This is a genomic window from Campylobacter concisus (assembly GCF_003048605.1).
GTDB classification, from domain to species: Bacteria; Campylobacterota; Campylobacteria; order Campylobacterales; family Campylobacteraceae; genus Campylobacter_A; species Campylobacter_A concisus_BM.
In genome coordinates this window covers 1-23,596 of the sequence record NZ_PIRX01000006.1, presented here as the reverse complement: position 1 = coordinate 23,596, position 23,596 = coordinate 1, and the positions used below count along the sequence as shown (strand labels likewise).

Below are 23,596 nucleotides of genomic sequence, written 5' to 3'. Positions count from 1 at the left end.
ACAGAGCTAGTTTTACAGAGGCTGTTTAAAAAACAAAATGCTTAAATTTTAAAATCTATTTTTAAAAGACTTTGCTGTTAAAATTTAGGCAAATCAAAAGTTATATCCACAACTAAATTTATAAGTTAAATTTAAAAGGAAAAGCAGATATGCTTTGCTTTGCGGTTAGGTTTCTGGGTTGCTATGATAAATTTTAAATTTTTATTTCAGACTGACTAAATTTGATATAGATAAGCCTGTTTAAATTTAAAAAACATAGCTAATTCTACAGAAGCTATTTGAAAGCAAAGCGTTTAAAATTTCAATGTGATTATGATATAGCTAGTTGTATCTGTGCTGGTATTTAAAAATAAATCGCTTAATCTCTAAAACATATTAAATTTAACTCAAAAAATTTAACCTAAATTTTCCCGCCAAACATCTCATACATCGCCTTTTCCTCGCCCCAAAGCTCACGGTGTTTTTTGATAGATGATTTGATAGCGTTTATGAGATAGAACACATCCTCTTTTGTATGCGTGTAGTGCATGCTCACCCTTACAAAACCTGGCTTTTTCTCTAAAATTTTATTTTCTTTAAGCCCTAGCAGATCAAAAGCATAAGGCCCAGCGCACATCACGCCAGCGCGGCTTTGTATGCCATAGTTGTTGCTAAGTGTTGCAGCAAAGTCATAAGGCGAAATGTCTCGCACATTAAATGAAAAAATAGGCAGCTTTTCTGCATTTTTAGGACCATAAATGGTGATATCTTCGATATTTTCTAGCTCTTTTTCAAAGAAATTTGCCAGCTCCTCTTCGCGTGCTTTGATATTTTCCACTCCGACACTTGCTTGCAAGTTGTAGGCTAGACTTGCTCGCACCAGCCCCAAGATAGATGGCGTGCCAGCCTCTTCAAGCTGCTCGGCATTTTTTATAAAAAGGTGCTTTGATGGCGTCGCAAGAGCGATGGTGCCGCCACCTGCAAAGCTTGGTATATCACTTGTATAAAGCTCTTTTTTGATCGCTAAAAGCCCACAACTCCCAACTCCACCAAGTAGCTTGTGAGGCGAGAAAAAGGCTGCGTCAAAATAGGCGGCGTCTAAAATTTCATGCGAGCTGGTTGCTGCGCAGTCAAATGCCACCACTCCGCCAAATTTCTTAACGAGCGAGTAAATTCTCTTGTAGTCGGTTTTTACGCCCGTGACATTTGAGGCGGCGCTAAAGCAGGCGATGATCTTTCTTTTTGCGTTTAGTTTTAGCGTCCTCTCAAGCATCACGTAGTCTATCTCGCCGTTTTCATCAAGCAAGGTGCGCTCGCAGTCGCAAAGCCCCTCGCGAAAGCTGATCTCGTTTGAGTGGTGCTCATAGGGTCCAACCAGCACAAGTGGTAAATTTACGCTTCTTAAATTTGCTTCGCCGATCAAGGCTCTTGTCGTTGGCGGCAGATAAATTCCCATTATCTCTTGAAATTTCTTTATCGCAGCCGTTGCGCCTTGACCTGTTGCTATTAGATAAAAGCTCTCATCAAGCCCCAAAAGCTCCTTTAACTCAGCCCTTGCGTTTTCGTAGCGTTTTTGCGTTAGCACGGCGCTTGAGCTGCTGTCTGAGTGAGTGTTTGCGTAGGTTTTTAAAAATTTTGAAATTTCATCTTCGATAGGCTCATAGGCAAGGCCTGAGGCCGTGTAGTCAAAATAGTAAATTCCATCTTTTAAAATGATATTTTTTCTTACTTCATCTATGGTTGGCACAGTTTTCCTTTGCTTAAATGCAGGGATTATAATGAAATTTTGTATAAAGTGAGGTTACAAGCGGGCAGGGCGCCCACTTGCGTTATTTGTTTAAGAAGTTTTTTTCTAACCACTCGTTAGCTTTTGCTTCACTCTCAAATCTTTGGCTCTTAGCAACTTGGTTTGCACCCTCATAAAAACGGATACGAATGCCGTCTTGAACGCTATCGATCTTGATTCTAGTAATCTTATCTTTGTTTAGATAAGTCCTGTCGTTTAGTTTTACATACATGTTTTCTCCTTATTAAAAATTTGGTTTATTTTTTATCGTTTTTCTTTTCGTCTTGTTTTAAAAATAGCTCTTTAAAGCGCTTATTTGCATAGTCTTCGATGTCGTTTTGAAGCTGTTTATAAGCGTTTATGAGCTCATGTGCTCTATCATTTAGCGTGGTGCCAGCGCTATCTCCGCCGCCTTGCTTGGTCGTAAAGAGATCTTCTTTTAAATTCTTTTGCAAAATTTGCAGATGCGACCAGCATTTTTTATAGTTCATGCCTAAAATTTCAGCTGCCTTTGATATCGAGCCAACCTCGGCTATAACGTCTAAAACTTCGGTTTTACCCTTGCCAAATATAAGCTCGCCCTCGTCGTTTTCTATCCAAGTCTTTGTCTTTACTCTCATCTTTTTGCCTTTCTTTTCCTTAAAACAGCCTAGCTGACAGTACTTCACGTCAAAGCCGTAGTCTCTAAGCGTCGAGCGCATGGTCTTTAGTCCGCCATTAGCTGCCGCCATATCCCTTGCATCTTTGCAAAAAACTCTGCCCTTTTCGTCGCTCATTTCTTTTAGTTTTAGTGACAATGTAAATTTACCGCGGTCTTTATCCAAGCCACCAAACTGTCCAAGCTCGCAGTTGTCTATCTTGATGCCAAGTCTGGTTGCCTCGTCGCTCACTTCGCCGACTTCTATGCCAAGCTTGTTTGCGATCTTAAAAGCCGTGCCGCAGTCAAGTTTGCCGCTTTTATTTAGCGTTTGTTTTATTAGCTCTTCTAAATTTTTACTCATAAATTCTCTCTTCGCCGCTATAAACGTTGATATTTTCGCCCCTTGCAAAGCCGCAAAGTGTGAGCTCAAATTTACGAGCGATCACCACGCCAAGGCTAGTCGGTGCTGTCCTTGAGATAAGCGCTGGGATGCCGTGCATAACAGCCTTTGCGACCATCTCTGAACTAAGCCTGCCACTCACCATCAAAAATGAATTTGCTAAGTTAGCTCCGTCTAAAACGGCCTTGCCAACGGCTTTGTCGATCGTGTTGTGCTGAGCGATATCCTCGCCTATGTAAAATTTATCTTCGCTTACAAAAAGCTTTGCCGTATGCACGCAGCCAGTCATCTCGTAAAGCTCGCACTGCGTGTAAAACTCCTTCATTTGAGCAAGGATCATATCTTTGTTAAATTTAGCTCCGCTTTTTACGGCTCTTGCTGCCATCGCCTGTGGGTCGATATTTGCCGTTGAGCTTCTGCCACAGCCACTTATTATGACCTTTTCTTCGTCAAACTGCTCTAGGCGCTTTTCGTTCACTTTGGCGCTTACATAGACGCTTAGCTCGTCGCTTGAGAGCTTAACTTCTGTTATGTCCTCTGGCTTTGTGATGACGTTTTCGCTGATCAAATAGCCCACAGCAAGCGCCTTTTGATCAGTTGGCGTTGCCATAACGGCACCAAATTTTTTGTCATTTATGTAAATTTCAAGCTTGATCTCACGCACCAAGATATCATCAACCTGCGCTTTTTGCTCGCCTTTATATTTGATGATCTGCGTTTTATAAATCGGTTCCATCTTGCTCCTTGAAGTTTTCACAAATGATAGCCCAAAAAGCTAAATTTAATTTTTTGGATTGTAGTAAAAACTTGCTTAAACAAAGCAAAAAGCTTAAATGCATTTTGATACGAAATAAACGTTATTATAATTAAAATTTGATATGCAAAATAGGCATATTTCTTAAAGTATAAAATTAGAGAAAATAACAAATTTTATAGGTGCAAAAAGCACCTATAAATTTACGCTTTTAGTTTTAGTCTGTCGCCAGCGTAGTAAGCGATCTTCCAAACAGTAGTTTGTTTTAGGTTCTTTTCGCCATAACCTCTTGCAGCAACTCTGTCATTGTAGATTTTTTCGATCACATCTGACTCGCCAACTAACAAAGCCTTTGTAGAGCACATCGCAGCACAAACTGGCACCTTGCCCTCAGCAATTCTATCTTGTCCATATACTTCGCGCTCTTCTTCGCTATTGGTTGGTAGCGGGCCGCCTGCACACATGGTGCATTTATCCATTACGCCTCTTGCACCAAAGGCACCATCTTTAGGGAATTGTGGCGCACCAAACGGACAAGCATATAAGCAGTATCCACAACCTATGCAGATATCTTTATCGTGAAGCACGATGCCATCAGCTCTGATGTAGAAACAATCAACCGGACAAACAAGCGAACAAGGCGCGTCTTCGCAGTGCATACATGCGATTGATGTTGAAATTTCTTTACCTGGCACACCTTCATTTAGCGTTATAACGCGGCGTCTTCTAACGCCAATAGGTAGTTCATGAGCTTCATCACATGCTACTGCGCAGCCGTTGCAATCAATACATCTATCTGTATCGCAGTAAAATTTAAGTCTATTGTTATCGTTAAATGCGCTCATATTATGCCCTTTCTATGCGGCAAAGACCGCCTTTTGTTTCTGGAATTTGAGTGACTATATCATATCCGTAGTTTGTTACGGTATTTGCACTCTCACCAACTGCAAAAGGTCTTGTCCCCTCAGGGAAATTTCCAGTCATATCAACACCTTGCATATATCCAGCCCAGTGGAATGGTAAGAAGATCATATTAGGCTTAACTGATGGCACGATCCTTGCGCGAACTTTAATCTTAGTGCCCTCAGGTGAATGAACCCAAACAAAATCCCAATTTTTAATGCCATGTTTAGCCGCTAGCTCTGGGTGGATGTCGGCAAACATCTCAGGCGTAATGCGTGATAGATACTTGCTAGCACGCGTCTCCATACCAGCACCACTGAAATTTACGAGACGAGCTGTAATGAGATTGATAGGGAATTCTTTTGAGAAGTCCTTACTTTGTTGCAAGCTCTTATACTTCGTATATACGCGGTAGTGATTTGGTTTATCCTCAAAGCTTGGATATTTTTGCGCAAGATCTTGACGCTGTGAGTGGATCGGCTCTCTATGCTGAGGGATCTGATCAACAAATGTCCAAACTATCGCTCTAGCACGTGCATTGCCGTATGGAGCTATGCCCTTTTGCATACATTTTTCAGCGATTATGCCACTGCCATCAGTCGCCCATGTAGCGCCCATTTTTTCACGCTCTTCATCTGTAAGTTTTATGCCAAGAACCTCTTCGATATTTTTCTTAGTTATCTCAGGATATCCGCCATTTATCACGCCTTGTTCTGGAGCAGAGCCATCGGCTGCAAGCTGATTAACGCCGTTGTGCTCTAGGCCAAAGCGGTTTCTAAATCCCATACCACCTTGCATTACCGGTTTGCTTATATCATATAAATTTGGACTACCAGGGTGCTTTTCCGTCCAGCAAGGCCATGGCAAGCCGTAATACTCACCAGCTACGTCAGTGCCCTCTTTGCCCATAAGTGTTTTTTCATCAAATTTATCCCAGTTCTCTTGGTGGCGTTTTAAGCGCTCAGGTGTCCAGCCTGTAAGTCCGATGCTTTTTACGATATTTGCTATCTCGCGGGTAGCAGCTTCTGGCCACTCTATCTTGCCATCAGCGTCCCTTATAGTGCGAGTTAGCTCGTCATAGAAGCCTATGCGTTTAGCTAGTTCAAATAAAACTTCATGATCTGGCATGCTCTCATAAAGTGGCTTACATACTTGGCTTCTCCATTGACCACTTCTGTTTGTAGCTACGACTGTGCCGCTAGTTTCGTATTGAGTTGCTGCAGGGAGAAGATAAACTCCATCTTTTTTATTAGTGACAACGCCAGCATCATTTACAAATGGATCCATAAGCACTAAAAGCTCAAGCCCATCAAGACCCTCTTGAACCTTTGCTTGTTGTGCAGTAGATGTTATGCCGTTACCTATAACTACAAGAGCTTTTAGGCTATCGCCTGCGTTTTCAATAGCGTCGTTGCCATTTTTGCCATCAAGCACACCAGCCCACCAGCGAGCTAGGGTAAATCCAGGCTTCATCATCCACTCTGGTTTTACGAAATTTCCTTGTAACCACTCGTAATCCACCTTCCACATTTTGGCAAAATATTTCCATGTAGCTTCGTTTTTAGCGTAGTATCCAGGCAAGCTATCAGGTGCGTTTGCCATGTCGCTAGCGCCTTGAACGTTGTCGTGGCCTCTTAGGATGTTACATCCGCCGCCACTTACGCCCATGTTGCCAAGAACTAGTTGTAAGATTGGAGCTATACGAGTGTTTGAGCTACCTATTGTGTGCTGAGTTAGACCCATCGCCCAAACGACTGAACCAGGGCGGTTTTTAGCATAGACTTCTGTAATCTCTTTTAGCGTTGCAGCGCTCACTCCAGTCACATCTTCAACGACTTCTGGTGTCCATTTTGCAGCCTCTTTACGGATCTCATCGATGCCGTATGTGCGCTCATCTATAAATTTCTTATCTTCCCAGCCATTTTCAAAGATGAGATTCATCATGCCATACATAAATGGTATGTCTGTGCCTGGGCGAATTTGTGCGAAATAATCAGCCTTTGCAGCTGTTCTTGTGTATCTTGGATCGACAACGATTAGTTTTGCGCCATTATTCTCTTTTGCTTTTAAAAAGTGTCTAAAGCCAACTGGGTGATTTACCGCTGGATTTGCGCCGATTATAAAGATAGACTTCGCGTTTTGGATATCTCCAAGGTGATTTGTCATAGCTCCATAACCCCACGTATTCGCCACACCGGCGACTGTTGCGCTATGTCAAATTCTTGCTTGGTGATCTAGGTTGTTCGTCCCAAACATCGCAGAGAATTTACTGATATAGTAGCTCTGCTCGTTGCTATCTTTTGCTGATCCTAAGAACATTACTTGCTCTGGGTTTTTCTCGCGGTAAGCTTTTAACTTTGCGCCGATCTCGTCAAGTGCTTGCGTCATAGAGATGCGTTGCCACTTGCCACCAACTTTTTTCATCGGATATTTTACACGGCAGTGTGAGCGCACCATATCGATAACGTCTGCACCTTTACAGCAGTGACCACCAGCACTTACTGGGTGATCTTGTGCTACTTCTTGACGTACCCATGCACCATTTTCTACCTCCGCTAGTACTCCGCATCCTACAGAGCAAACTGTGCAGACAGTTTTTACTATTTTTGAGTCTGGAAATGGGTTTGCCATCTCTTGAGCTGTTACTTCTCTTGTGACATTGCTTGCTGCAAAGCCGGCTGCGCCACAAGTACTTGCTAATGCAGCCATTTTTAAAAACGATCTACGGCCGATGTTGTTTGGCGTAGTGTTTAATCTAGCTTCAGACATTTTCATCCTTTCTTAAATTTCTATCAAATTTTATTTTGCTTGTTTGTAGTAAAGTTCCCAGTATTTGCTTCTTTTGTAAAGCACTTCGGTCTTTTTACTCTTTCCTGATTTTAAATTTTCATTAGCATTTGCTGCTACCGCACCACTTGCTGCCACAGCGCCAACTAGACCGACTTTTTTTAGAAATTCGCGTCTATTTTGCATATGTACCCTCCGTTCTTAGTTTTCTTATCCTATTTTTTTCTCTTCTTATACTTTCAGATCTTGAAAGACCATCGCTCTTTTTGTGGTCTATCTTGACTGGTTTTGGTGAGTTTAGTGCCACGCGCTCAAACGCGATAAATTCGTTTAGCAAAACGGCCACATCCTTGTAAATTTCACTATTTTTATGCTCATATAAATTCTCTATAAACTCATCAATGTTTGGATTTATAATATTTTTAAAAAGCTCCTCTTCGCACTCGTCAAATTTACCGATAAACTCGTTCATAAGCGTAAAGACAAAGCCCACGTTATCTTCATTCTCTTTAAATTTACTCTCATCTCTTCTGATGTTTGTCTTAGCCAAAATTTTACGCACATCAGCGCAAGCATGCCCCACTTCATAACCCTCATCGTAAAAAGAGAGCGAGTTTCGAAGCGGACTTGGCGGAGTGTGAAAAATGTCATCAAATTCGGTGATCAAATTCTCTGGACTTTTTTCATTAAATTTACTTTTTATCTTTGCAACAGCATGCGAGACTTCATCGTTTAGGCTGTATTCTTCTATGAGATCAAGCATTTTACTAAGGCCATCAAATCTCTTTTCATCTTCACTAAATACGAAGAATTTAGAGAAAGTAGCGTAGTAAAGTTTTCTGCCAGCTGCAAATTCTTCTTTTGTGCTCACCTTTTTCCTTAAATAGTTTTTTAACGACACTGAAACTATACAATTAATTGCCTTATTAATGTGGCTTAAAATAAAATAAATTAGAAAAGTTAAAAAAAGCTTAAATATGCCTTAATTGCATATTTAAAAATGCTATTTTTAGGGAGTTATATAAGATATGATTTTTTAGCAGGATTATTAAAATTTAGCTCTTTTTTGATATCCATTTTTATTTTTGGGCTAAATTTAAAAAGTGAGAGTAAATTTTACTCCAAAGCTAGCATCGAGCCATCTTTAAATTTTAAAAATACTCGCTCGCCGATCTTTGTAATTTCATCATTGTGGCTAAAAATTTTTATCAAAAAGTCGCCAACTTTGACCTTTAATAGCTTTTCATTGCCCATGTAGAGCGAGGCCGAGTGCAAAATCCCTGAAATTTGACCCTCACCACCTGTTTTAGAAATTTTTATCTTGCTTGGGTTGATCGTGATCTTGCTTTTACCTTTAAAATTTGAAGGTAAATTTAGCTTCGCATCATCGCCAAAGCTTAGCACGCCACCCTCTATCTCAAAGATATTTTTGTATTCAAACTCGCAGACTCTGCCTTTGTGCAAAAACACGCACTCGTTTGCTAGCATGCTAAGCCACTTCTCGTCGTGACTTGCGATGACAAAGCCGCAGCCATATTTCTCGTGCATCAAATTTATAGCCTTACTAAAGAGCTTTGAAGTGCCGATATCAACGCTATTTGTCGGCTCATCAAGCAGATAAAATGGCGCTCTTAAAGAAAGTGCCAAAGCAAATGCGATGCGCTGCGTCTGCCCTGAGCTTAGCTCAAAGTGGCGCTTGTTTAAAAACTTCTCATCAAGTCCTACAAGAGCGAGTGCTTCGCTAGTTCGCTCCTCAAATTCGCTTAGTAAATTTCTACTTTTTAAGATGACTTTGAAATTTTCTCTAACACTTCTTTTTAAAAGGGCAGGCTCAGGCAGTAAAACGCAAATTTTACGCAGCATTTCAAGGCTTGGTTTATTTTCACCCCAGAGTGAAATTTCCCCACTATTTGGGCTTTGCAAGCGTGAGAGCACTCGTATGAGCGTGCTTTTGCCGCTGCCGTTGCTACCCATTAGAGCAGTTATTTTTTTAGTATTTATATCAAGGCTTGGGATATTTAAGATCTCGCTTTTGCCGTAGCTTAGGTGTAAATTTCTTATCTTTATCAAAATTTGCTCCTATTTGTCGAGTTTTCTTAGCGCAAAGATCGCTAAATTTACTAAAAATGCGATAAGTATCAAGACCATAGCTAGTGCTATACCCATGGCAAATTCGCCCTTGTTTGTTTCAAGCGAAACGGCTGTTGTGATCGTGCGTGTAAAATACTTGATGTTGCCACCTATCATCATCGCAACGCCCACTTCAGCCACGATCCTGCCGTAGGCTGTGGCGATAACTACCATGAGAGCGTAGCGTAGCTCATAAAGCACGCAAAAAACTAGCTTTGCTGGCGCAAGGCGTAAATTTAGGATAGTTAGATAGTGTTTTCTATCCATATTTTCAACCACGCTTGCAGTAAGCGAGATGATGATAGGAAGGGCAAGCACAAACTGGCCTAGCATGACCGCTTTTAGTGTAAAGAGTAAATTTAGACTACCAAGCGGGCCGTTTCTAGTGATAAATGCGTATAAAATAAGACCGATCGCAACCGTTGGCATGGCAAGAGCTGTGTCACTTAGAAGGCGTAAAATTTTGCGACCTTTAAAGTCATAAAAGCCAAGTATAAAACCAAGTGGGAAGCCCACAATAACAGCAAAAAGTATCGACACGCTTGATGTGTAAAGGGTAGCCTTGATGGCTGAATATGTTTCAAGATTGCCGTTTAAAAGTAGATTAAAAGCTTCTGCAAAGCCATTAAGTAAAAAATCCAAATATTATTCCTATTTTTTTATTCATATTATTTTAATATGCTATAATACCACATTTTCTAAAAAGGAGAAAAAATGAAAAAGATTATTTTAGGCTCACTAGCAGCCGCAGTTTTGGCGTTTGGCGCTGACAATGAACTAATCATGGCGACTACAACAAGTACAGACAACACTGGCTTGCTTGATGCGATCTATCCAGCTTATAAAGCAAAAACAGGTGTTGATATAAAATGGACAGCTGTTGGTACAGGTGCAGCTCTAAAGCTTGGCGAAGACTGTAACGCTGACATACTTTTCGTTCACTCACCAAAAGTTGAGAAAGAATTTGTAGAAAAAGGCTTTGGCTTAAAAAGAAATGCCGTAATGTACAATGACTTCGTCGTTATCGCTGATAAATCAATCGCTGATAAATTTAAAGGTAAAGATATCAAACAAAGCTTCGAGCTTATCAAAAAAGATGGTATCAAATTCTTTTCACGTGGCGACAAATCAGGCACAGACAATAAAGAAAAAGGCATCTGGAAAAAGATCGCTGGCGAAGTCCCTGAAAAAGATAGCTGGTATATGCAAACAGGTCAAGGCATGCTAGCTACGATAAATGCTGCTGCTGAGCAAAAAGGCGTCACATTTACTGATCGCGGTACTTACATTAAATATGAAGCAAACCAAAAAGGTCATCCTGAGATGGTCATCATCAACGAGGGCGACAACGACCTTAAAAACTTCTACTCTCTAATCGCAGTAAATCCAAAACACTGCCCTAAAACTGACATCGAAAATGCAGAGAAATTTATAAAATGGGCGACAAGCGAAGAGGGTCAGAAATTTATAGGCGACTTCAAGCTTCTTGATAAGCCACTTTTCACTCCAGACGCAAACACACGCAAAAACTAATTCAAAGGGCGAGCAATCGCCCATCTTTTTATAAATTTTCATATTTTTTAAATTTATTTTTAATCACTTAAGCTAAAAATCAAATTTAAAATATGGTAAAAAACTATAAAAAGCTCCGTAAATTCAGCGTCAAAGTAATATGCAAAATTTGCATATTACTTAAAATTTTTTTAAATAAAATAATTAATTTTAAAACTACTTTTATTTTATAAGGTATATAATAACCGAACTATTAGAAATATTACTTGAAAGGAAATCTATGCAAAAGATTGTTCAAACAACCTGTCCGTATTGCGGAACTGGTTGCGGCATAGACCTTATCGTAGAAAACGGTAGGATAGTCGATGCAAAGCCGACTGAGAACCATCATGTAAATGATGGCGAGTTGTGCTTAAAAGGTATGTTTGGTTGGGAATTTGTAAATTCTCCAAAACGTTTAACTAAACCAATGATGAGAAAACTAAACGGAGAGTTTAACAAAGAGGGCAAACTTGAAGAGGTTAGCTTTGAAGAGGTTTATGAATTTTTAGGAAAGACTTTTAAAAATAGCGTTGAAAAATATGGTCCAAGCTCTATCATGGGCTTTAGTTCAGCTCGTTCAAACAACGAAGACAACTATGTATTTCAAAAATTCTTTCGTGCTTTAGGAAGCAACAACGTAGATCACTGCGCTCGTCTTTGACACGCTCCAACAGTGGCAGGTCTTGCCAGCACCCTTGGAAACGGAACAATGACAAACGATCTTGTTGAATTTGCGACTGATACAGATGTATTTTTACTAATAGGCACAAACACAAGCGAATGCCACCCTATCATCGCTATGCAGATGCAAAGAGGCTTAGAGCGTGGTGCAAAAATGATCGTCGTGGATCCAAAACGCACCGATATGGCTAAAAAAGCCGATATATTCTTGCAAATTCCAGTTGGCTCAAACATCAAAACACTAAACACAATGATGAACGTCATCATCTCTGAAAATTTACAAGATAGTGAATTTATCGAAAAATATGCAGAGGGCTTTGAGTACCTAAAAGAGGCGGTAAAAGACTTCACGCCTGAGAGATTTGAGCGTGAGACTGGTGTCAAAAAAGAGCTTATCACTGAGGCTGCTAGGATGTATGCAAAAGCTGGCAGTGCTGCTATTTGCTACACTATGGGTATCACTCAGTTTAGCGACGGCACATCAAATGTATTCTCGCTTTCAAATTTAGCGATCCTAACAGGAAATTTAGGTAAAAAAGGCGCTGGAGTAAATCCACTCCGTGGACAAAACAACGTTCAAGGCTCATGTGATATGGGCGCACTACCTAATGTCATCCCAGCAGGTGCAGTAAATAGCGCTTACGCACAAGAGCAAGCTCGAAAAGTTTGGCACTTCGAGCTTAATCCAGTGCCTGGCTTTAAACTAACATACGCACCTGATAAGATGGATAGTGGCGAGCTAAAAGTGCTTTATGTTTACGGCGAAAACCCTGTTATGAGTGACCCTTGGACAGAGCACTTTGTGCATGCTACACACCACCTAGACTGCTTTATCGTACAAGATCTATTCTTTACTGAAAGTGCTCAAAAAGCTGACGTTGTTTTACCTGCAGCTGGTTGGGGTGAGAAAGATGGAACATTTATCAACACATCTCGCCGCGTTCAAAGAACTAGAAAAGCAAGCGAACCAGTAGCTGGCGTAGAGCCTGACTGGAAAGTAGTTTGCAACATCGCAAAAGCTATGGGACTTGAGGGATTTGACTTCTTAAGCGCAGAAGAGGTTTGGGATGAGCTTAGAAAGCTAATGCCTAAATTCTTTGGTGGTATCAGCTACTATAGGCTTGAAAAACTAGGTGGCATCAGCTGGCCATGCCCTGATGAAGATCACCCAGGCACACCTGATCTCTATACCGATCACAAATCAATGCTACCTGATGGTAAATTCCGCCTAGCTCCAGTACTTTACGCTGACGATAAAGATAAGCGTGCAAGTATGGAGGCTGAATTTAAAGCCAAAATGCATATACCTGATGGCTATCCAGTAGGCTCAGGCGCGATGAGCGAAGTACCAGATGAGGTCTATCCTTGCCTATTTACAACAGGTAGAAAAGTATATCACTACCACACTGGTACGATGACAAGAGAGTGCCCACCGCTAGAGTATGGTGCTGGCATCGAAGGTCCGCTAATCGAAGTAAGCCCTGATATCGCAAGAGAGAGGGAGTTAGAAGATGGCTGCTACGCAATGGTAGAGAATAAACGTGGTAGGATCGCAGCTAAACTTCGCGTAAATCCTGACCTTAGAGAAAGTACGATATTTACGACTTTCCACTATAGTGAGGCTGACGGCAACGAGCTTGCAAACGCACAAGACCACGACCCGCTCTCAGGTATCACACCTCTTAAGATCACTATAGCTAACATAAAAAAATTAAGCGAAGAAGAGTATATAGCATTTAGACAACAAAACGAGATGTCTATGCACTCTGAAAAACCTTATCTTTCACCTGTTAGATCATAATTTCAAGGGCGCAATGCCCTTGAATTTTTAATTCAAATTTTCATAGCAAATCAACTTTTATTAACTAAAATTTTCTATTGTTTCTAGATGAAATTTCATAGTAAGAATGGGTTATATAAAATTGCTATGAAGTGTTATCACTATTTTTTACATCTATCAAGGCTCTTAGACTTTTAAAGCTTGTATGCGTCGGCTAAAAGCTTTGTTGGCTTTAACTTTTAAATTCTGTGATCACTAGCTGGCGTGAGAGTTTAGGTGTTGTTTTTCTTTTAGCTGACTAAGACAGAATGTTTTGGCTGTTTTTTGAGCTAGTCAGCCAAATAGTCAGCTAAAAAGTTATGATAATAATAGTTTGTAATTTTATAAATAAAGGCTTTAAAATAACGTTAAAATCGTGGCTCAATGCTTGCAAAAGTTGGTAAAAGTTTGTGATTGTTTATAAGTGGTGGCGGACAGAGAGGGATTTGAACCCTCGAGCCCCGATTAAGAGCTGCACCCTTAGCAGGGGTGTGGTTTCAGCCGCTCACCCATCTGTCCACGTTCAAGAAAAATTTTATTAAAAAGAAATGGTGGTTAGAGGCAGAATCGAACTGCCGACACGCAGATTTTCAGTCTGCTGCTCTACCGACTGAGCTATCCAACCACCTTGATAAAAGAAATTGGATTATACATTTTAAATATTTAAACTAAGTTTAAAAATCTACAAGAAGCTTTTGTTTTTAAGAAATTTAAATATAAAACTATAAATTTTAGCCTGAAAAAAGTTAAATTTAATGCACCAAATTTACTACACTTACATCTTTATCTATCTCGATAAAAAATGTTTGTGCGCCAGCTCCACTACCATATACGCCTTTATAGACTTGATTTAGCGCATGTCCGCTACCATCAATCGCCACTTGGTTGTACGTATCACCTGAAGCGCTATGCTTTAAATTTAGTGCTGCCACTTCGCTGTCTGTTGCTTGCGTGAAGATAGTGCCTTTGCCCTCTAGCGCCACTTTGTCATTATTGTCGCCTTTGATCTTTAGCACGGTATTTACGCTTTTTAGACCACCATCTGTTACTTGTGCGTCTATGATATCAAGCACGCTTTTGGCATCTAGTCCTATGGAGACCGCCTGAGTGCTCTTGCTACCAAGCTGTAAAGTTTCAAAGCTCTTTAGTTTATCATTTAGATCAGCCACTTTGCTAAGATCGATATTTTCAGTAAAGATGAGCGTATCAACGCCACCTTTTGCGTCTATCTTGTTGCCTTCGTAGGTAAAGGTATTGTTTTGATCATCTCCTTCGTGAGTGATCTTGATATTTTTATCTATCTCAACGAAAAATGTTTTTGTGCTAGTTCCATCGGTGTATGTGCCCTTATAGACGTGATTTACTGGAGTGTCGTAGGAGTCGATGATCGGTTTGCCACTTGCATCTTTATATGTTTTCCATACATCTGGGTTATGCGTTGGATCTGGTTGAAATTCTCTTACACGTCCGTTACCATCAGTTTCTACTTTGTTGTAGCTGCCACCTATGGCTTTGCTGTGCTTCCAGTTTAGCAAAGTGACCTCTTCGTTTGTTGCTAATTCAAATTTATTTGTGCCATCGTTTATTAGTTTTACGATATCGTTGCTATCTCCTAGTATCTTTAAAACTGTATTTATGCTTTCAGTGCCAGATACGGTTGTTAAAGTTGAGTATTCGCCCTCTGTGATCTTTGTTGTTCTAGAGTCTATTATGTCAAGAACATTTTTTGTGTTAAATGATATTGAAACAGCTTGGTTTTCTGTGCCTAGCTGCAGGCGTTCGAAGCTTTTTAGGTTATCATTTAAATTACTCACCTTTTCTAGTTTTGTATCTTCAACAAATATCAGCTTATCAACGCCACCTTTTGCGTCTATATTCTTGCCATTATAGATAAATACATCGTTTAGGTTACTACCTTCAAGGCTATCGTTATTGTGTTTGAGATGTATCACTTTGTTAAAGTCATCCGTGTCATCACCAAAATATTTTGCTGGCTTGCTTGTATCTTTTTCTTGATTTACTAAGCTTCTATACCCCTTTTTACCAGCTATAAGACCATCTTTTTCATCGCTAACATATCCTTTATCATGTAGGGCTTTTACGTAGCTATCACTAAAAAGGTGCGTGCCGCTTCCTTGTGAGCCTATGATTTTATAGTCGCTAGCATTTTGTGACCTTTTCTTTATCATTATGTCTAAAAATGTATCTTGCGTCCTATCAACATAATCAACCTCTATCCTATAAAATCCTTTTTTTAGATTATAAATATGATTGCCTCCGTGAGGGCCATTGTCTCCTGAGCCAAACCAATATGCCCACTTTCCAAAACTTTCATCTGCTATTTTTACATCTACCATATCTTGAAAGTGCTTTGCTGCTATGTTGTATTGGCCATCTTCTTTTATGTATATCCAACCTTTCATTTTCATGATCAGATCAGTTCCTATAGGCTCCGCCTCCTCAAGGACGTAGTTTCCAGTTTTATTTAGGTTGTAATGCGCCCCAGTGTGATCAGTGTCGCTTGCTTCTGGAGAGTGTCCTACTTTTGCTATATCGTTTGTGTTTAGCTCACCTGCGTGTGGTCTTGTTGATTTTAGCTTCCAGTCTTTGCCTCCTTGAAAAGAAAGCTCATTATAAGTTGTAGTTGCACTTACGCCAGTTCCTGCCCATTTCGTCCATGCCTCATAGTGATTTGCTACGTGGTATCCATATCCTCCAGGAGAGATATTGTCCGCTCTTGGACCAGTCGTAACTGCTGGATCGTATGACCAAAATTCTGTATTTGTGCAGTCAAAAAACCACATATCAACGTCAAGCCCTTTGTTTGCCACCATAGTCACGGTTTGAACAGCTAAATTTCCTGCATCATCTAGTCTTTCTACTATGTAGTTTTTGCTACCGGTGTTTTGCGCTACGTTAAAGCTTCCAGAGTAGCTTAAATTTCTATCAAGTGTCAGTGTCGTCTTCTCAGACGTCTCAGCGTCTATGACCTCTACATCTTTTGATTTTTCATCGTGTGGATTGTTTGCAGCTTCGCCTTTGCCGCTAAAATTTATAGCGTAGTTGCCAGAGCTGTTTTTTATATTATCAAAGTCAGATTCTATTAGCTTATCAGGCTTTGAGTCAAGATCGACTGTGATAGTTAGGTTATCATCTCTTTGAGGCACGCCGTCAGTTCCCACGTAGGTGGCGTCTATGATGTGGTGAGTTCTATCTAGCTTTTTGCCAACCTTTTCAAAGTCTGCTATGACGGTGTTGTTTTCGATCTTGGCTATAAAGCTGTCGCTTACATTTGCGTTTTCGTCTTTTATCTCGATTAGCACGTAGCCTTTGCCGTCGCTTGTGGTATCGGGCTTATTTATACCAAATTTAATGTATGGCTGTTCGTCATTAGTAAGGGCGATGCTATAGTTTATCTTTTGGGCCAGATTTGACTCATACTGGCTTGTCGAGATGATGTGCTCGTAGTCCTCTTCGTTTAGGTATTTTGCGGAGTGGATATCAGCATTATCTATCTTTGTAACAAGCTTTACATCGTCTATATAGTCAAGCACTCCAAAGGCAAATAGCCTACCACTTGAAGTGCCAGAGATTGCGCTTCCATCATCTTTTATAAGGGTCGCATCGACTAAGGTCGGACGCTTGCTACTTACCGTCACGTCTGGTATGGTGATAGCGCCGTCACTTATCACTTTTATATCGCTTGGATCTTTTTTGTTTATCATATGTACGCCATCATCGTCTAGGATGTAGCTCACGGTTGATTGTTTGTTGGTAAGTGGATTTAGGATACTTATCTTTAGCTCATCTTTTGGCACCGCGCTACTTGGGAGATAGACCTTTACATCAGAGGTCGTTATGGCTCCAGTGGTGTCATCTATGAGCCCGTCTCCGTCAGCATCTTTGACAAATTTCGCCACTGGGCTGTCGCTAAATTTTATCTCATTTGTGTCGCTCTCGCCTTTGTTGCCAGCCTTGTCCATCATGGTCGTCGTTATGCTTGTGGTTTTGCCATGCTCTATTGGCACTGTGATCTTAAATTTACCATCATTTAGTGGCACTTCATTGTGATCAGGGGCGATTATCTTGCCATTAGTGTATGTGTAGACCTTGTGCGTTTTACTGCCGTCTGGGTTGGTGACATCGATGGCTATCTTATCGCCTTCTTTTATCACGCTTGGGATTTTTATAGAGGCCTCTGTCTTTGTTGGGTCGCCGTCATTGTATCTGTTTTCTGAGGTATCTATCTTGCCATCTGGTGTTCTATTGCTAGAGCCCAAGTCACTATCAAAGCTTATCTTGGCTGATTTTACAGGAGGAGCTACTACGACGCTTGGAGTGGTTTGGTTGCTTGAGCCATTTGGTTTTGGCGTGCCATGCTCGTCATTAACTGTTGTGTTTATAGATACACTTGAGCCAGGTGTCACTGGTACGCTTACGCCTGGCACTTCAAATTTACCATTAACTATTGGCACTACTATGCTTGGGTTATTTTTATCATAAACGCTTGTGCCATTGTCACTTACGACAAATTCTTTTGGCGAGCCACCTATGTTTATAGTGACGCTCTCTTTTGGTTTTATAGTGCGAGGTAAATTTATCTCAACCTTTGAAGTGCCGTCTCCTATCTCGTCGCTACTTATCAGCCCATCGCCGTTTTTATCAGCTGTTAGCGTCACTTTGACTGTGTCACTTACGCTGCTACTTGGCGTAGTGCTTGTGGCTGAGACGTTGCCAAATTTATCAACTACGCCAGTTTCTATGCTGCTTCCTGCTGTGATGTTTGCGATATTTGGCACGCTAAAGCTAACTGCGCCATTTTCATCGGTCGTAAATGTATAGGTATTGCCGTCCTCGTCAGTGGCTGTGCCATTTTCTTTATCTAGTGTAAATTTCTTCTCAACTGGCGGTTTGCCTGGCTCATTTAGCTTAAACGTGATCTTATCTCCAGTGCTAAGCTCATCAGGCACTACAAATTTCATGCCGCTAGTTTTCGTGCCATTGCCATATCCTAGCTCGGTCGCATCTATCACGCCGTCGCCATTTTTATCAAGATCAAGCGTGGCTGTCACTTTTGAGATGGCTGGCGTGTCGTTTAGCTCATAAGCAGTTGGTGGCGCGGTAAATGTCTTGCCACCAGTGGTGTATGAGCTTGTCACGGTTGTTTTGCCATGGTTTAAAATTTCAACTCCAGTGATCTCTGCTTTGCCATTTACGATAGGTGTAGCAGGCGCTCCAGTGGGCGTGCCAGTGCTATCAACTGGGATTAGCTCGTTTGTTATCGTATTTACTTTGTAGTTGCTAGTTTTGCCGCCACCTTTCATATTTGTCTTTATCGTGATGATGTCGCCATTTTTAGCAACGTCTGGGATATGGGCGTCTATGCTTGTGATGATCTTTTTGCCATCAGGAGTTTTTGGTAGCGAGTTTAGCTGAGCTCCTCCTAAAAAGCCCTTTTTCTCGCCAGTGTCGCTTGTGAGGTTAAAATTTAGCACGATGTTTGGCTCTGGAGGTGTAAAATTTAGGTTTTGACCGCCAAATCCAGCGTAAGAGACCCCGCCGATTTTTGCCTCGCCAACTGGCCATTTGACCTCGTCATGCCTAGCTTCAAGAGCGCGCAAACCAGTGTAGAAGTCGTAGATATTTGAGTAGTGGCCACCTAGTTCAAATTTGATGCCGCCACTGCTAGCAGAGGCGAAGTTATGTGGTGATGAGCCGTGAGAAGATAGCTCTTGATGGGAGATTTGATCATCGTCATTTGCGTGTTCTTTGTGATTTTCAAGGATGTTTGCATTTTTTGGGATGACTAGCTCGCCTTTATGCTCAGCAAAGACATTTACCGTGTGAAATACCGAGCTAAAGCCGACATAAGCCTTTTCGCCGTCATCAAAAACAATGGTAAGGTTCGAGTTTTCGCTCGTTTTTATATCGTCACCAAGGTAAATTTCATCGCCTTTGTGCAGCACTCTCATAGTGCCGTCCCTGCTTATGGCGATGGCTTCACCCTTGATTTTTTTGATAACGCCGATCCTTATGGCGTCAAAATTTGGCATTTTTTCATCCCTGTAAAAGTGTGTATTGTAATATCGGAAAATCTCTTAAAATTTATATAGTTTGGTGGCTTTTTGGGATGAGGTCTTTAGCTCTTGTAAATTTACTACATCACCTCGACATGCACGTTTTTATCTATCTCTACGAAAAATGTCTGTCCAGCGTTGTTTTCGCCTCTATAGACTTGATTGACCGCTTCGCCCCCAACTTCATCGAGTTTGTTATAACCAGCTCCGATTACGCTATTTTTTGTATTTAGCGTAGCTACCTCGGCGCTTGTAGCTTTTATGAAATTTCCAACGAGCTGCACCACGTCGTCACTATCGCCTGAAATTTTAAGGATGGTATTTAGGCTTACTTTACCATCAGGCCCCTCGGTAGGGTTGGAGTCTATCATGTCGCTTATGTTTTGGCCATTTAGCCTTAGTTTCACTGCCTTTGTGCCGTCAAGCTCGATGCGCTCAAAGCTCTCAAGGCGCTTATCTAGCTCACTTATCTTTGTTAGATCTACGTTTTGGGTAAAAACTAGCGTGTCTATGCCACCTTTTGCGTCGATATCGTGTGAGTTGAAGATAAATCTATCATCATCGTTGCTGCCAACATCTTTTGTGCCTTCAAATTTTAGATCAAATGGCTTATCAAAGTCGCTTGCATTGTCGCCAAACCTCGTACCGTCAGTCCTTTTGATCGCCTTATAGAAGGTATCGCTCTCTTTTGTCACAAGACCAGTTTGAGCAAGAGCCTCCATGTAGGCGTTGCTGACTAGTTTTATAGAACCATCGTCTGTATAAAGAAAACCACCTCTATTATTATTTATACTGAGCTTTAGTGAGTATTCAAACAACTCATCAGATGTTTCGACATGAAATTTATAAAAACCTCCATCTTGTGTTAAATTAACATTACTGCCTAGATCATTTATATATGGAGTTTCATAAGTGCCTGTTAAATCTGCAAAAGCTTTCCAAAAAATTTCTCTACCATCAAATTCAATTTTATAGTTTTGTCTTTCTTTTAGGTCAAAAAAAGTAAATGCATTAACAAGTGAGTGATTTCTAATATATATCCAACCATCGAAGCTAGCGATTATGCCATCGGCTACTATCTTTGACTCATATAGATTATAATTACCATTTTTTCTATCTGGATTTTTATAGCTTCCAATGGTATCTCCTATTCTATCTGTGGTTGCATTACTATCTGGGGATCGTCCTATGATGGCGAGCTCATTTGCCAGTGGTGTGCGGTCCATTAGTATTGCTCGTTTATCTGCTGGTTTAGTAGAAATAGTGTCGTCGCTTTTTGTACCGTATCGTAAGTCATCTAATGTACTTGTCGCACTTACGTGGTGATTTGCACTCCACTCTTTTAGCATGGTTTTGGTTGTTGGTTCTGTATTGTAAAAGTCAAGCCCTCGTCCATGGTTTTTAGCTGAGTCATAAAGCCAAATGTTTGCATCTAAGCCACGATTTGAGATAGTCATCTTATTTATCGTGTCTATAAATGGCTCTTCTTTTGGCTCCACAGCGGTGCTACTTTTTTCTACCAGCGTGCTAGAAGCGCCTGAGATGCTTTTTAGCTCGCTTGGCTGGGCGCTACTTACGTTTGGCTCTAAAGATCTGTGTTGGTTGTAAATTTGATGGATATTTGCGCTATGTCCGCTTGTGACAAAGCTAGCCGCGCTCAAAGATATGCCCTCGCTCGCGCCAAAGCCATTAGAGTGATCGCTTTGCTCCTCGGCTGCTTTTGCTGAGATTTTTAAAATTTCATCTAAATTTATGCTTTGATGAGCGCTTAAATTTACCTGCTCGCCATTTTCTAAAGTGATCTTGGCATCTAAATTTTTAGTAAAAATTTTCTGATCAGCGTAAATTTCATCGCCATCTTTTAGCATTTTTATGCTTCCATCTTGGCTTATGACGTAAATTTCACCCTGAATGTCTTTTATGATCAGCTTTTTTTCTTTCATATCTTTCCTTGTTTTAGTCTAAGCCATATCGGACAAATTTTTAAAACATATATAGCTAAAGTATTATTTTTTTGGGGATTGTAGCAAGACACGCCAGATATTATCATTGTTTTATGTCAAAGTGATACCTTTAAACTCATCCTTGTTTGGTGAGTATTTGGACTATTTGTAGGTTATTTTGGTTTTTAAAAACTATATAAATCACGGATACTCAAAGCCAAATTCATATTCTTTTAAAACACCGCCATAAAAGATAAATTTCTCATAGTAGAGCGGCATGTCAAATTCTTGCAAGAGTTTGCTTTCATTTTGTTCAGTGGTATAGGTAACAGTAGTTGTGTCACTTTTCTCTAGTAGGTTGTTTGGCTTGCCAAGTTTTTTTAAAATTTGTTCTTGTTTGTCGCCAAGCTTGATACCAGAATTTGTAGTAAATTCTTTGAGTTTGCTGAAATTTATATAGTCTTTAGTCAAATTTTTATCATAAAATTTGACATTTATTCTTTGAATTTCGCCGTTACCTCCACAGCAAAAATTAAGCGTCATTATTTGTGTTTTGTCTAAATTTACAAAGCTTGCCTTTTCGCCGTCTAAGAAGTATTTGACGTTTTGTAAAGTCAAATTTTTACCAACCTTGATATCATCAACACTCGTTATGTGCGGCAAATTTTCGCTAGCTATTAAATTTAGAAAGCCTAAAACTAGAGATAGTATTAAAAAGCTTTTTATAGAAAATTTACTCATCCTTGTTAAAGTCGCTCCAGCCGTTGTTAAGATATTTTGGACTAGGACTAAACTCCCCAGCTCCCACATCAAGATCGCCGCTGTTTGGTATCCTATAATGCCCCCACGCGCATGGTTTTGTTTGCGCCTTGCCCACCTTACACTCTCCGCAAAATAAATCATTTGCGTACATATCCTCATCTTCTGATATATCGTCATACGCTAGCCTTTGATCGCTATTAATGTACCATTTTATGAGCATTTGACCTTTGGCTTGAAAACCTCCATCGCCTTTTAAAAAATAGCTCGCTAAGGCTATGCCTTGGGCATTGATCTTGCCTTTCATAAAGTCATCAACGCCGTAGTTTAAATTTGCATACTTTTTTATCTTGGTTATTTGAATTTCGCCGTTAAATGGGCGAGCCTCTGTGGTTATTTTGTACTCACCAGATACGATATATCTTGTCTTTGAGACCTTTTTGACGCTACTAAAATTTATATGAAGTCTTTGATAATCAGCTCCGATATAGCCCAAAAATTTTGTACGAGTGTCAGCTATAATGCCAGAAAAATCAAATTTGTCAAATTTGTTTTCATTTATAAAACGAGCCTTGCTATCTAAATATTCGTTGAAACAGTGTTTAGCAGTTTGTTCTGCAAAAAGAGCTGGCGACATAAATAGCACTAGATAAAAAAGAATTATTTTATTGATAGTCTTCATATTTTTCCTCAATTATAACTTTTACATTATCTATTCCATTGCTCTCAATATATTCTATGAGCTGATAGAATTTGTTTATGCTACCAGAAACACCTGTAACATACTTTTTCCTATTTATTTCACTAACAACGATATCACTCCCTGGCAGTAAACATCCTTCAGAATGCTCTCCTTTACTACCAACATGTATTAATATGGCTCTACTTTTAGGAACATCATTATTATATAATTTTGGAAATCCATTTTCTAAAAAATTTCCACGCTTATTTTTAGAGTATTTGTCTTTTGAATATTTTGTAGAAACATGCCACGTTAGATTATATTTTCCTGTAGGTATTCTTTTGTCCTGACCAGATTGTTTTGTAGTTTCGCCATATGGTTCTAATATATAGCCCGTTAAATCGCTATCGCTAATTTTAAATTCACTTACTGTAGAACTGGATGAGTGAGTAGGCGCTTTATATTCCCATTTTCTAGTAATCCGAATTACATTACTATTTGTGATAATAACCCCAACCCCCTCATCCCCATCCACCCACATACCTTTATCTACTCTTGTTATGCTCTTTGACTCGTTAAAAGAGTTTATAAAGCTATTCATATTATCTTTGCTTAGTAGGTTGATACCATACTTGGTATCTTGGTTTATCTTTGTTTGACCTGTTTGGTTTGTGTTGCTTGGGTTTTGATTGTTTGCGGAAT

17 protein-coding genes and 2 tRNA genes are annotated in these 23,596 nt (G+C 40.2%); 2 read left to right on the top strand and 17 right to left on the bottom strand.

Annotated elements, in window-relative coordinates; all coding sequences use genetic code 11:
* Window positions 1-400 precede the first annotated feature (400 nt).
* The 10 genes from CVS86_RS05850 to tupB all read right to left on the bottom strand — a co-directional run bounded on the left by CVS86_RS05850 (window position 401) and on the right by tupB (window position 10,021).
* Window positions 401-1,726, bottom strand: a complete 1,326-nt coding sequence (locus tag CVS86_RS05850; RefSeq protein ID WP_107791279.1) for an aminotransferase class V-fold PLP-dependent enzyme — start codon at window positions 1,724-1,726, stop codon at window positions 401-403.
* A gap of 82 nt (window positions 1,727-1,808) precedes the next feature.
* On the bottom strand, window positions 1,809-1,997 hold the full coding sequence (locus tag CVS86_RS05845; protein ID WP_002941192.1) for a hypothetical protein: 189 nt from the start codon (window positions 1,995-1,997) through the stop codon (window positions 1,809-1,811).
* A 25-nt stretch (window positions 1,998-2,022) separates the two neighbouring features.
* Complete coding sequence (locus CVS86_RS05840; protein WP_012140320.1) at window positions 2,023-2,766, bottom strand: winged helix-turn-helix domain-containing protein; 744 nt, start codon at window positions 2,764-2,766, stop codon at window positions 2,023-2,025.
* On the bottom strand, window positions 2,759-3,541 hold the full coding sequence (gene fdhD / locus CVS86_RS05835; protein WP_107791278.1) for a formate dehydrogenase accessory sulfurtransferase FdhD: 783 nt from the start codon (window positions 3,539-3,541) through the stop codon (window positions 2,759-2,761). The genes CVS86_RS05840 and fdhD overlap by 8 nt, the downstream gene beginning before the upstream one ends.
* A 221-nt stretch (window positions 3,542-3,762) precedes the next feature.
* Complete coding sequence (gene fdh3B, locus CVS86_RS05830; RefSeq protein WP_107791277.1) at window positions 3,763-4,404, bottom strand: formate dehydrogenase FDH3 subunit beta; 642 nt, start codon at window positions 4,402-4,404, stop codon at window positions 3,763-3,765.
* Between the two features lies 1 nt (window position 4,405).
* Window positions 4,406-7,231, bottom strand: a complete 2,826-nt coding sequence (locus tag CVS86_RS05825) for a formate dehydrogenase subunit alpha (protein WP_234399238.1) — start codon at window positions 7,229-7,231, stop codon at window positions 4,406-4,408.
* Window positions 7,232-7,261: 30 nt separating this feature from the next.
* Window positions 7,262-7,435 (bottom strand): twin-arginine translocation signal domain-containing protein, encoded by a 174-nt coding sequence (locus CVS86_RS05815; protein ID WP_021085020.1) that lies wholly within the window; start codon window positions 7,433-7,435, stop codon window positions 7,262-7,264.
* Window positions 7,425-8,120, bottom strand: a complete 696-nt coding sequence (locus CVS86_RS05810; protein WP_103587428.1) for a molecular chaperone — start codon at window positions 8,118-8,120, stop codon at window positions 7,425-7,427. The genes CVS86_RS05815 and CVS86_RS05810 overlap by 11 nt, the downstream gene beginning before the upstream one ends.
* A 245-nt stretch (window positions 8,121-8,365) precedes the next feature.
* Window positions 8,366-9,319 carry a tungstate ABC transporter ATP-binding protein TupC gene (gene tupC, locus CVS86_RS05805; protein ID WP_107791274.1) on the bottom strand — a complete coding sequence of 318 codons (954 nt, stop codon included), beginning with the start codon at window positions 9,317-9,319 and terminating at the stop codon, window positions 8,366-8,368.
* A 9-nt stretch (window positions 9,320-9,328) separates the two neighbouring features.
* Window positions 9,329-10,021: a tungstate ABC transporter permease TupB gene (gene tupB / locus CVS86_RS05800; protein WP_107791273.1), complete on the bottom strand. Its 693-nt coding sequence runs from the start codon at window positions 10,019-10,021 to the stop codon at window positions 9,329-9,331.
* Between the two features lie 72 nt (window positions 10,022-10,093).
* On the opposite strand from tupB, the gene tupA reads away from it, so the two are divergent.
* Together tupA and CVS86_RS05785 are read left to right on the top strand one after the other, a co-directional pair.
* Window positions 10,094-10,912, top strand: a complete 819-nt coding sequence (gene tupA / locus CVS86_RS05795; protein ID WP_002941321.1) for a tungstate ABC transporter substrate-binding protein TupA — start codon at window positions 10,094-10,096, stop codon at window positions 10,910-10,912.
* Window positions 10,913-11,171: 259 nt separating this feature from the next.
* Window positions 11,172-13,415: a molybdopterin oxidoreductase family protein gene (locus tag CVS86_RS05785; protein ID WP_234399237.1), complete on the top strand. Its 2,244-nt coding sequence runs from the start codon at window positions 11,172-11,174 to the stop codon at window positions 13,413-13,415.
* Between the two features lie 446 nt (window positions 13,416-13,861).
* Here CVS86_RS05785 and CVS86_RS05780 read toward each other — a convergent pair.
* The 7 genes from CVS86_RS05780 to CVS86_RS05750 all read right to left on the bottom strand — a co-directional run.
* Window positions 13,862-13,952 (bottom strand) — tRNA-Ser (locus CVS86_RS05780).
* Window positions 13,953-13,982: 30 nt separating this feature from the next.
* Window positions 13,983-14,058, bottom strand: a tRNA-Phe gene (locus CVS86_RS05775).
* A gap of 127 nt (window positions 14,059-14,185) precedes the next feature.
* Window positions 14,186-19,486, bottom strand: a complete 5,301-nt coding sequence (locus tag CVS86_RS05770) for a hypothetical protein (protein WP_107791271.1) — start codon at window positions 19,484-19,486, stop codon at window positions 14,186-14,188.
* Between the two features lie 104 nt (window positions 19,487-19,590).
* Window positions 19,591-21,453, bottom strand: coding sequence for a hypothetical protein (locus CVS86_RS05765; RefSeq protein ID WP_107791270.1), 1,863 nt, complete (start codon window positions 21,451-21,453; stop codon window positions 19,591-19,593).
* Window positions 21,454-21,654: 201 nt separating this feature from the next.
* On the bottom strand, window positions 21,655-22,263 hold the full coding sequence (locus CVS86_RS09910; RefSeq protein WP_199906525.1) for a hypothetical protein: 609 nt from the start codon (window positions 22,261-22,263) through the stop codon (window positions 21,655-21,657).
* Entirely contained in the window at window positions 22,187-22,894 is a 708-nt protein-coding gene (locus CVS86_RS05755) for a hypothetical protein (RefSeq protein ID WP_087582868.1), read from the bottom strand. Before CVS86_RS05755 ends, CVS86_RS09910 begins: the two co-directional genes overlap by 77 nt.
* A partial coding sequence (locus CVS86_RS05750) for a DUF5675 family protein (protein WP_107791269.1) occupies window positions 22,878-23,596 on the bottom strand: 719 nt, incomplete at its 5' end. The genes CVS86_RS05755 and CVS86_RS05750, both read right to left, overlap by 17 nt.